General features: G+C 46.6%; 11 protein-coding genes, 1 tRNA gene and 1 other annotated feature. Of the genes, 7 read left to right on the top strand and 5 right to left on the bottom strand.

Annotated features, from left to right (window positions below; all coding sequences use genetic code 11):
* Positions 1–37 precede the first annotated feature (37 nt).
* Positions 38–847: an MBL fold metallo-hydrolase gene (locus KNQ09_RS15040; protein ID WP_058265756.1), complete on the bottom strand. Its 810-nt coding sequence runs from the start codon at positions 845–847 to the stop codon at positions 38–40.
* 151 nt (positions 848–998) lie between these two features.
* Positions 999–1,072: transfer RNA gene (locus tag KNQ09_RS15035), tRNA-Gly, on the bottom strand.
* A 169-nt stretch (positions 1,073–1,241) separates the two neighbouring features.
* Here KNQ09_RS15035 and KNQ09_RS15030 point away from each other — a divergent pair.
* Together KNQ09_RS15030 and KNQ09_RS15025 are read left to right on the top strand one after the other, a co-directional pair.
* Positions 1,242–1,787, top strand: coding sequence for an imm11 family protein (locus KNQ09_RS15030; RefSeq protein WP_231884727.1), 546 nt, complete (start codon positions 1,242–1,244; stop codon positions 1,785–1,787).
* Complete coding sequence (locus KNQ09_RS15025; RefSeq protein WP_023467229.1) at positions 1,784–2,203, top strand: hypothetical protein; 420 nt, start codon at positions 1,784–1,786, stop codon at positions 2,201–2,203. Before KNQ09_RS15030 ends, KNQ09_RS15025 begins: the two co-directional genes overlap by 4 nt.
* Positions 2,204–2,276: 73 nt before the next feature.
* On the opposite strand, the gene KNQ09_RS15020 is transcribed toward KNQ09_RS15025, so the two are convergent.
* Together KNQ09_RS15020 and KNQ09_RS15015 are read right to left on the bottom strand one after the other, a co-directional pair.
* The gene (locus KNQ09_RS15020; protein ID WP_082202576.1) at positions 2,277–3,233 is read right to left on the bottom strand and encodes an alpha/beta fold hydrolase; all 957 of its coding nucleotides are present in this window, start codon (positions 3,231–3,233) and stop codon (positions 2,277–2,279) included.
* 16 nt (positions 3,234–3,249) lie between these two features.
* Positions 3,250–4,929, bottom strand: a complete 1,680-nt coding sequence (locus tag KNQ09_RS15015) for a formate--tetrahydrofolate ligase (RefSeq protein ID WP_064300817.1) — start codon at positions 4,927–4,929, stop codon at positions 3,250–3,252.
* A 166-nt stretch (positions 4,930–5,095) separates the two neighbouring features.
* On the opposite strand from KNQ09_RS15015, the gene KNQ09_RS15010 reads away from it, so the two are divergent.
* From KNQ09_RS15010 to KNQ09_RS14990, 5 genes are all read left to right on the top strand, one after another.
* Entirely contained in the window at positions 5,096–5,983 is an 888-nt protein-coding gene (locus KNQ09_RS15010; protein ID WP_023467232.1) for a carbohydrate ABC transporter permease, read from the top strand.
* Entirely contained in the window at positions 5,980–6,867 is an 888-nt protein-coding gene (locus tag KNQ09_RS15005; protein ID WP_058703664.1) for a carbohydrate ABC transporter permease, read from the top strand. The genes KNQ09_RS15010 and KNQ09_RS15005 overlap by 4 nt, the downstream gene beginning before the upstream one ends.
* A 144-nt stretch (positions 6,868–7,011) precedes the next feature.
* Positions 7,012–7,259 (top strand) — a binding site (T-box leader).
* A gap of 66 nt (positions 7,260–7,325) precedes the next feature.
* A complete protein-coding gene (asnA, locus tag KNQ09_RS15000; RefSeq protein ID WP_029340849.1) occupies positions 7,326–8,300 on the top strand; it encodes an aspartate--ammonia ligase in 975 nt (324 codons plus the stop codon).
* Positions 8,301–8,472: 172 nt separating this feature from the next.
* Complete coding sequence (locus KNQ09_RS14995) at positions 8,473–8,694, top strand: hypothetical protein (protein ID WP_214858912.1); 222 nt, start codon at positions 8,473–8,475, stop codon at positions 8,692–8,694.
* A gap of 16 nt (positions 8,695–8,710) precedes the next feature.
* A complete protein-coding gene (locus KNQ09_RS14990; protein ID WP_214858911.1) occupies positions 8,711–9,346 on the top strand; it encodes a DedA family protein in 636 nt (211 codons plus the stop codon).
* Positions 9,347–9,624: 278 nt separating this feature from the next.
* Here the strand turns inward: KNQ09_RS14990 and KNQ09_RS14985 are convergent, their stop codons facing one another.
* Positions 9,625–11,085 (bottom strand): potassium/proton antiporter, encoded by a 1,461-nt coding sequence (locus tag KNQ09_RS14985; protein WP_214858910.1) that lies wholly within the window; start codon positions 11,083–11,085, stop codon positions 9,625–9,627.
* Positions 11,086–11,126 lie beyond the last annotated feature (41 nt).

Raw genomic sequence — 11,126 nt, 5'->3', positions numbered from 1 at the left:
CGCCAATTTGGCGACCGAGTCTTTTGGTTGAGCGAAGTTAATCATAATGGCGTCGGGCTAATCGTTCTTCTTGTTCTTTTTTGACTTGTCGCTTATTTTTTTCATGCAGACGTTTCATAAAAGGGGTCGTTTGCCAAGACGGAGCCCAGTCGGATTCTTTTCCGGCACGGAGGGCAAGAATATAGTCATAGCTCTGATGAAGTCGTTCGATCATCTCTGTTCGGACATCACAAATGTGACCGTGTCCGGGAATCAAGAGTTTGACTTCATATTCATAAATGAACGACTCGAGTAACTCGAGCGTCGTCAAATACTCAGAGGAATCGTGTTCGATCAAGGGGATTTCAACGTCTGAAGCATAGTCGCCGCAGACTAACAAGTGAAGTGGCATGACGATGAAGGAAAGGTGAGTCGCTTCATGACCGGGCGTTAAAAAGAAGATTAACTTCGTTTGTCCGATCGTCAATATCGTCTCAGACTCATGGATGACATGTGTCACGTCTGGGAAAAGGACGGGAGAATCGATATAGAACTCATCATTAAAATCTTGGACGGCTTTTAGCGCTTCTTGTCGGTCGACATCGATGAACGGTTTCGAAGCGATGACGATGGCATCCGTAAAGGCATAGGCACCTAAAATATGATCGAAATGGGCATGCGTATAGACGACGTATAATGGTCGTTCGCGACGCACGATTTCGACGTCTCGACGAATCGTTGCAATCTCATCGGGAAGCCAGCCAGGGTCGACGACGATCAGACAATCAGGCGTCTCGATTAATGTCGAAGTCGTTTTCATGAGTGTACTTTGATAAATCGTCACGCCGGGCATTTTCATCTGAATCATACGAATCCTCCTTTACGAATCTCTATCTATATCGTTGTATACCCATAAATTCGTTGGAATCATCAGCAGAATCAATAAAAAGACGACTCGCACGTCGCGAGTCGCCTGCCCTCTAGAGGGAAATGGTCCTAGACCTATGTTATGTCATAATTGGAGCGGGTGAAGAGAATCGAACTCTCGTCATCAGCTTGGAAGGCTGAGGTTTTACCATTAAACTACACCCGCGTATCGGCTACATGAAATATAGTAGCATAGCAAAGAGAGCATTTCCATAACTTTTATGAAAAAAAGCAATTTCTTTTAAGATTCGGTGTACAATAATACTAGTTAATCGTTTCCAATGGTAATCTTGATTTGCAATATGGGTAAAGTTGGGTAGAGGAGAGAGTGTCTGGTGAATGAAGTGCGAGTTTGGAGCGAACAATCGATGGGAAAAGGATGGGAAGCGATTTGTCACCACCAATTCGATCGTCATCGCTTATTGATAGGAGAGTGGTTCCATAACGTAGGTGTACTTGCTTTTTCCATCAATCAAGATGCGGATTTGCTACCGGATGTCCTTCCAAACACATTCGATCTGCCGCTCGTCTCGGAACGTGTGCAACGCGTCATTGCAGCATACGCGCCTTTTTCTGTACAATGTCTCAAGGTACATCTTGAGACGAAGGACGGAGTGGTTCCGTACTATCTTCTCAATCTCTTATCTGTCAGTCGGATCGAACATCTACATACGACGGATGTATTCCGTCTGGTACCGAGACGACGTGTCTATTTTTTGACAGAGCGACGAATCAGCGATTCGGTTTGTCCGCATCATCTTATGCGAGATGAACGCACGCATCGCATGTTCGTATCTGCTCAACTCGCTCGCCAATTCGAGCGTATGGCTGTGACGGGTATCCGCTTTGAAGAGATACAACGAATGGAGGAATTCAAATGAAACAGTACACAGTCGATCATTGGATCACGCTAGAATATCCAAAGGTATTCGAATATCAAGAAGAAGAGACATATGTTAGTTTTTATTCGACGGATGAAAATGCAATGGGAACGCTCCAATTATCCATTTATGAGTCCGATTCAGAAGAATTGACACCGTATGAGGCGGCGGAACAAGAAATCAACCTGTTGGTGGAAGAGTTCGGCATCGAACTAACAGGAGCACTTGAAGTCCGTCGTAATTCAACAAAAGAAGCATTGCTTGCGGTAGATGGGAAAGAAGAAGATATCTTCTTACGGATCTACGCGTATTCGGACGGGGAACGGTTAGTCTTATTGACGTACTCTGCTGAACGCGAGACGCTTGAAATCGAGGAAATCGAAGCAATGATTTCTTCACTGACTTGGATTCAATGAAGGATACGATAGAAGTGCAAAAGGCAGCGGATCGCAAGGATCCGCTGCCTTTTTTTATATTGATCGGTGTGGCTTAAGAAGAACGGGAAGATGACTGTTTAGCTGCAGGGTTGACTTGCTTATTCAACCAGCTCGCGATATCGGCAAAAACGCGGATGCGTTCAAACTCATGGAAGAGCTCATGACGTAACCCTCGATAAATCGTCAGCTGTACAGCATCGACACGAACACGATTATACATGTCAAATAGATGATGGATACCTTTTCCATCGAACGCGACCGCGTCATCCCCACCAGCAAGCAATAAGAGGGGTAAGTGACGTGGATGCTGATAGACGGAAGCAAGTGCGTTGACGAGCTTCGTTGCATGCAAGAGTTCGTGGAAGAACCCAAGCGTGACCGTTTGACCGGACAATGGATCTGCATCATAGCGCATGACGGATTGAGGATCCGAAGAGAGCCAAGCATTTTTAGAAAGTGCTGGGAAGAAGCGTAAGTTATACCGCCCGAACACGAGTTGTCCGAACCGCTCAGCAGGGTGTGTTGCTGACAGCTGATGGATTTGACGTTCGACGAGTTTTTGGCTGACATCACCGAGTAAGCCTGTGCTAGTCGGAGGGCCACTCGCGATGATTCCAGCTACTGTATGACCGAGTGTTTGACCAATCCGGCGAGCGATCAACGAACCAAAACTATGACCAAAAATGAACACCGGCAATGTCGGATAACGCTCTTTGATGTCAGAGACGAGTTCTTCTGCGTCCTGCATCAATTGTTTAAACCCTTGATTCGGCTCGAGGTGTCCGAGCGTTCCGAGCTGTGCTGCTCGAGTTCCGAAACAGCGTAAGTCTGCGATGATCGTGTGGTAATGATGAGCATAGAGGAATTCTGCGAATTCCTCATACCGTGCGCCATGCTCCATCATCCCGTGAAAGACGATCACGACTCCTTTAGGGTCATGGGCTTCGAGGCTATGCAATGTCGTAGTATAGCCGTCAGAGGCTATCCAATGTGAATGATCAATCGTCATGTAACTCATCCTCTCATCAAGAAAGTCCGAATACCTGTCCGTCTTCCGAAACGCCCATGTGGAAGGCGGCGGGAACTGCGGGTAATCCTGGCATCGTTAATACATTCCCAGTCAATGCAACGATGAACCCTGCACCAACCGATGGTCGGATTTCGCGGACCGTGATCGTGAAGTCTTCGACACGACCATAACGAGCAGGGTCATCGGTTAAAGAAAATGGTGTTTTTGCCATACAAATCGGTAACTCATTCAACCCCATCTCCGTACACCGTTCGAGTTCGCGGAGTGCTTTGTCTTCAAAATGAACGTCGGCTGCACCGTAGACACGCTTTGCGATACGCTCGATCTTTTGACGAAGCGGTAAGACGTCAGGATACAGAGGGCGGAACTGGCTCGGTTCCTCAAGAGCTTGCATGACTTCCGTGACGAGTGCTTCACCGCCAGCCCCCCCTTTACTGAAGACTTCACTTTCCGCGACGCGAATATTACGATCCTGACACCATTCTAGGATCATGTTCCGTTCTGCTTCCGTGTCGGTGAAGAAACGGTTCAAGGCAACAACGGCAGGGACGCCGAACAGACTCATCGTCTCGACGTGTTTTTCAAGTAACGCAAGACCATCTGTTAAAGCAGCGAGATTTTCTTCGCTGAGTTGCGTTTTGTCTACACCTCCGTGCATCTTCAAGGCACGAACCGTAGCGACGATAACGACGGCATCCGGGTGGAGTCCGCCAATCCGTGATTTGATGTTGAAGAACTTTTCGGCACCTAAATCGGCTCCGAATCCTGCTTCTGTGACAACGTAATCGCTTAGCTTCAGTGCAGTTTGCGTTGCAATCAAAGAGTTACAACCATGTGCGATGTTCGCGAACGGTCCACCGTGAATCAGTGCCGGTGTTCCTTCGACGGTTTGAACGAGGTTCGGACGAAACGCATCTTTTAGAAGCAACGTCGCAGCTCCTGACGCCTGAATATCTTTGACCGTAACCGGCTGTTGATCGTACGTATACGCGACGACGATGCGGCTCAAGCGTCGTTCGAGATCCGTGATAGAGTCTGCTAGACAGAGGACCGCCATGATCTCGGAAGCGACCGTGATATCGAACCCATCTTGACGCGGTACGCCATGAGCAGGACCACCGAGACCAATCGTGACTTGGCGCAAGGCACGGTCATTCAAATCAAGAACGCGTTTCCAGACGATACGACGCGGATCGATGCCAAGGATGTTACCTTGATGCAGGTGATTGTCGAGCAAAGCACTGATTGTATTATGAGCAGATGTGATCGCATGCATATCGCCTGTGAAATGCAGATTGATCTCTTCCATCGGTAGGACTTGGCTATAGCCACCACCACACGCGCCACCTTTTAAGCCCATCGTTGGACCGAGTGAGGGTTCCCGTAAACAAATCATCGTCTTATGTTTTGCCCGATGCAACGCCTGTCCGAGTCCGACAGTGACAGTTGATTTTCCTTCACCGGCGGCTGTCGGATTGATGGCAGTGACAAGAATCAGTTTACCGTCAGATTTCGTTGCCAATCGGTTCAACAGTCCGTCTGTCAACTTCGCTTTATACTTTCCGTACGTATCAAAATCCTCTTCTTGCAAACCGATCCGGTCTGCAATTTCTCGAATCGGGCGTAAGACGGTTTGTTGTGCGATTTCTAAGTCCGAACGAATGGTCTTTTCCATGGTATCGACTCCCTCTTTGATTGGATCTCTCTTTTTTCTAATAGTAGCCTATCTGATGCGAACGCGCCAAAGGAAAACGTTCAATATTTTCCACCCAATGGGTCAAATGGTGACGTGTTCAAGTGTTGGAGAAAGACGTACTGTAGAGTGGAGGAGGGATGAAACAATGACATCTGGACAAAAGAAGTGGAAACGCGGTCTTGATTTTTGGCTCTTCGTCGGACCGGTCTTTCTTGTATTCGCAGTGATCGTGCTTGTACCGTTTTTCAATGGCGTCATGTATTCGTTCACGGATTGGAACGGTGTAACCGGAGAATTAAATTGGATCGGCTTTGATAACTATGTCCGTCTCTTTACGAGTGACGAGCAGTTCCAGCAGTCATTTTGGTTGACGACGAAATATACGGTCGTCGCCGTCATCTTAACGAATGTCGTCGGTTTCATCTTGGCGTTCTTATTGACACAAAATATTCGCACGCGTAATTTCTTACGAACGATTTTCTTCATGCCGAACTTGATCGGTGGGTTGATCCTCGGGTTCGTTTGGCAGTTCATCTATGTCAAAGGCTTCGCATCGATTGGTGAATTGACAGGGTGGAGTATATTTGAACTTCCATGGTTAGGAGATGCCCGGACAGGATTCTGGGGTATCGTTATCGTTTCGATTTGGCAAGGTGGCGGTTACATCATGGTCATCTATATCGCAGCTCTACAAAACGTGCCACAAGAGCTGATTGAAGCAGCAAAAATCGATGGTGCCAATCGTCTCTCGACGTTACGGAACATTACGTTGCCACTAATCATGCCGTCGGTCACGATCTGTTTGTTCTTGACGATTTCATGGTCCTTCAAGTTATTCGATACGAACTTATCGCTAACGAATGGTGGACCATTCAAATCGACCGAAATGCTTGCTTTAAACATTTACAAGGAATCGTTTACGAACAATAATCTTGGACTCGGGTCAGCGAAGGCAATCATCTTCTTCGTTGTCGTTGCGGCGATTACAGTCACTCAAGTCTATCTGACGAAAAAACGGGAGGTGGAAGCATGAGTACGGCACAACCGTTACCCACTCCGCAAGAGGAGAAACCGAAGCGCTCTAAAAAGACGAGAGGTCGTTATTCATTCCGTCTTGGAACAGTCGAACTAGCAGCCTTATTGATGGGGCTTCTGTATATGATTCCGTTTTATTACGTCGTCTCGAATTCATTCAAGACGCAGGGAGATATCTTTACGAATACATCTGGCCTACCAAAGGAATGGATGACGTCCAACTATTCAGAAGCATGGGAAGCCATGAACTTCGGAAAAGTCTTTTTAAACTCCGTCATCATTACAGTCGGCGCTAACGCGGTCATCATCATCTTTTGTTCGATGGCAGCTTGGAAACTCGTCCGGACGAAAACACGCTTGTCGACGATCATCTTTTTCTTATTTGTTGCCGCGATGATCATTCCATTCCAGTCAATCATGATTCCCTTATCAAAACTGTCTGGTGATCTCGGATTGCAGAACAGTTATTGGGGATTGATTCTGATGTACCTTGGTTTTGGATCTGGATTATCAATCTTCTTATACCATGGATTCATGAAGTCGATTCCTGAAGAAATCGAGGAGGCGGCCATCATTGATGGTTGTTCACAATGGGGTGTGTTCTGGCGCATCGTGTTCCCATTACTCAAGCCCATCACGGTGACGATCATCATCTTGAACACGCTTTGGATTTGGAACGATTTCCTACTGCCATCGCTGATGTTACGAGACGTCGATTTACGGACGATTCCACTTGCGACGTTCTATTTCTTCGGTCAGTATACGAAGCAGTGGGACTTAGCACTTGCCGGACTCGTCCTCGGGATCATTCCGTTATTGTTGTTCTTCTTTGCCTTGCAAAAACAGATCATTCAAGGAATTACGAGTGGATCGATCAAATAATTTTTGTAAGCGCGTTCTCGCTTCTGCGAGAACGCTTTTTTCATGATTCACACGTCAGATTAATCTGACAACTTTTATTTTTTTTGAAAAAAAGTCTTTTCAAACACTTGCGACCTGTTGTACGATGTTCTCAATTCAATTGTAACAACGACGTTGAAGGGAAGAGTAACACCTTGTACGACCGTATAGCGAGCTGGGGATGGTGAGAGCCCAGTCGGAAGCAAGATGCGAAGAACCTCCCGGAGTCGCTACCCGAACCCGAATGTCAGTAGGCGTAGCCGGAGTTGCCTGTCCGTTATCATAAGGCCGAAGATGAAGTGATTCGTCTTTTGAGTGAGCAACATCGTTGCTAACATGGGTGGTACCGCGGAACCGAGTCTTTCGTCCCATATTCTTGGGAAAGAAGGGCTCTTTTTTATGGTTTCTTTTTCAAAACACAATTGAGGAGGAACACCACCATGACAACACTCGTATCGATGAAACACACACAGGAAGCGATCACACTCGTAAAGAAACGCTTTGAAGAACGCTTTTCGACGACACTCGGATTGACACGTGTCGAAGCACCATTGTTCGTAGAAAGCACACTCGGTGTCAACGATCATCTAAACGGCGTAGAGCGCATCATTCGCTTCGATGCCTTGGACCACACAGCAGACCTTGAAATCGTACAATCTCTTGCAAAATGGAAGCGTCAAGCGCTTCATACGTATGGATTTGAAGCAGGAGAAGGCTTATACACGTTGATGCATGCGATTCGTCGCGATGAGATGCTGGATGCGACACACTCCATTCACGTCGATCAGTGGGATTGGGAACGGATCATTACGAAAGAACAACGGACGAGTGCTTATTTACAAGAAACGGTACAAGCGATCTATGCAACGATTCGCCAAGTCGAACAAGAAGTAGAAGCGGAGTATGGTATTTCAGCGATCTTACCGGAAACGATTCATTTCATGACGACGCAAGAACTAGAAGATGCGTATCCAACACTTTCAACGAAAGAACGTGAAACAGAAGTCACGAAAGCATATGGCGCCGTTTTCCTCATGCAAATCGGTGGCGCACTGGCTTCAGGTGAGAAGCATGATGGTCGAGCGGCTGACTACGATGACTGGACACTCAACGGTGACATTTTAGTACACCATCCAGAAATCGGAGCATTCGAATTGTCTTCAATGGGAATTCGCGTTGATCGTGAAGCGTTGTTGAAACAGACAGCGATTGCTCAAGAAGAGGATAAATTGGCGTTCCCGTTCCATCAAGGTGTGCTCGAAGAGCGTCTACCGTTAACGATGGGTGGAGGAATCGGTCAATCTCGCATGGCGATGTTCTTATTGAAGAAACGTCACATCGGTGAAGTCCAAGCTTCTGTCTGGTCAGAAGAGACGCGTAAAAGTCTTCAAGCGGAAGGCGTCCACTTGCTCTGATAAATATATATATAGTAAGAAAGCGTCAAAACAGGATGTTTTATAAAGCAAAGGGCATGCTTCGATTTAGAAGCGTGTTCTTTTTTTTAGGTTCGTAAGACCTCAGGCGGAGGAAAGACGTGTCGATTCCTGATAGAATGGGGATAACAATAAATAAGAAAGAGGTGAAGACATGTCTTCTTTATTGATCGTAGGATTACTCATCCCTGTATTATTCCTCGTATTCCTTTGGTTCAACATTAAAGGGTTACGGACGATGTGGGGGGATTATAAACGGACAGGCTCAATCGTTGCACTCGGTTTCTTCATTGTCGGGATTATCGGAATCTTCACAGGCGTCTGGACGACGTTAGTCGTCATCATTTATTATCTCCTCCGTCCAGCGAGAGGATGAACGGAGGGTTACCCGTATGTTGGAATGGTTGTTTTCAGCCGGAGAATCCAATCTCTGGCTGTTTTTAGGAATTATGATTGTTGGTCTTGGAACAGAATTGATTCCGGCAGAAGTGGGCTTACCGTTGCTCGGTCTATATGTGTCGAACGGAACGGTCAGTTGGACAGCTGCTGTTCTGGTCGGTTTTTTAGGAAGTCTGATGGGCGCGACGGTCTTTTATCTTCTAGGTCGTTATGCAGGTCGTCCGATACTTATCCGGTACGGCAAATGGTTACTGATTAAAGAAAAAGAAATTGAGCAAGGGGAGCGCATCGTCGCGAAATACGGCACATGGTCTGCTTTGTTCGGACGCTTTTTCCCAGTCGTGCGCTCGGTCGTCTCGATTCCGTGTGGTTTGTTTGGTCTTTCGTTCAAACGCTATTTACTCGCTTCAAGTATTGGACTTTTTCCGGTTTCCTTCTTTTACATCTGGGTCGGTGAACGATTCGGAGTAGAACGTGCTGAATCGATGCTAAAAGGATTAGAACAGGAGTTATGGTGGATCTTAGGTGGAATCGTCGTGCTTCTTGGTGGATACGTTCTCTACCGTCGTGCTAAAGCGAAGCGTAAAGAACAGAAGCAAGACGCACAAACGAAACAACAAGACTCATGAATATGTAAAAAAACAACTGGACTGACTCAAAAGTCAGTCTCTACAAAGATAAGGGTGGCAGAATGATAATCTGCCACCCTTATCTCATAACAAAAAGAATGATGCGTCACACGCAACTCCTACAGGAACAAGCGCATTTATGCGCTTCAGAGACAAACAAGACCCGCTTTCCTGCTGCTTGAATGAAGCTGGAAAACTGGCTTGTGTCTCACCTGAGGAAAGGGCGTGAAAAGACGCGTCATTCTTTTTTGAGTCTACCCCGTTGTTTCATGAACGGATCAAGCGGGAGGAAACAAGAATCGCTTCAGTGTCTTGATCCGATGTTTTGGGGTAAGGAGTAGTAGCTGATCATTGCCTTCTAGGGAAGTGTCCCCACGTGGTGTAATGATTTGATCATCACGGATGATGGCCGTGATCAAAAATTCCTGAGGCAAATCAATCTCTGAGATCGTCGTTCCAATGAATGGATGGGACATCGGTAACGTCAATTCAATGATTTCCGCATTCGGTTTACCGATTGACATGAATTCAATGACGGTATGGATAGCAGTAGTCTGTGTTTCGTTCAGTCGTAACCGCTCGGAAAGGAACGTCAACATACTTCCTTGAATTAGCGTTGATAATAAGACTGTGAAAAACACGATATTGAAGATCATCGATGCATTCTCGATATCCGCAACGAGAGGATATGTCGCGAGAATGATCGGTACCGCTCCTTTTAGACCAGCAAAAGAAATGAAAACCTTCTCTTGCCACGAATAACGAAACGGAAGAAGACTCACCCAGACTGACAAAGGACGAGCGATGAAAATTAAGATCAGCGCCAACGCAATGGAAGACAGGATGACCTGGACATCGAGCAATTGTTTCGGAAAGACGAGCAGACCGAGCACGATGAACATACCGATTTGGGCAAGATGCGCCATACTCATCGTAAAACGAACGAGTGTCTGTCGGTAGACGAGTTCATGATTACTGATGTAGATCGCTGTGACATAAACGGCTAAAAATCCACTGGCATGGAACGTATCAGCTAAACCGAAAGACAGGAAAGCAAACGACATGAGCATGATCGGATAAAAGCTAGAAGAGGACAAATCGATCCGATTGATCAAGGTCGAAGCTGCCCATCCGATGAACAAACCAATCAGAAGTCCCATCGCCATTTCCCAAACGAGTGATCCAAGTCCCGATAAGAGCGATGCTTCTTCAGGGTTTGTCACGAACTCAAGGAACAAGACAGTCAAAAAGACGGCCATCGGGTCATTCGTACCGGATTCAACTTCGAGTGTTGATCCGACTTTCCGTCGAATCGGCTGACCACTCAAGACAGAAAAGATAGCAGCGGCATCCGTCGAACCAACGATTGCCCCGAGTAAAAAAGCATTCGCCCAACTAAAGCCCAGAATATAATGGGAAGCAACGGCAACGATGGATGTAGCGATGAAGACCCCGAACGTCGCAAGCGAGAGGGAAGGGGCTAATTCATGACGCACTTCCTTCCAAACCGTTTGCAGACCACCCTCGAATAAGATGATGATGAGGGCGACGGTTCCAAGAAGCTGAGCCAGTTCTGCATCGTCAAAACGAATGAACCCCGTAATGTCGCTTCCAGCAATCATACCAAGGGCGATAAAAATCAGTAGAGCAGGAATATTCAGACGACTTGATAACTTCGTCGTCCAGACGGCAGCAAACAGCAATATACCAATCAATAAAATCGTGAGTTGCAAGGACATGGCATCAAACTCCTATTCATAAAAGAATCTCTAGTTTCATG

This window comes from Exiguobacterium sp. s191, assembly GCF_018618955.1.
GTDB lineage: Bacteria > Bacillota > Bacilli > Exiguobacteriales > Exiguobacteriaceae > Exiguobacterium_A > Exiguobacterium_A abrahamii.
The sequence above is the reverse complement of the archived record's forward strand: the minus strand, read 5'-3'. Positions and strand labels throughout refer to the sequence as shown.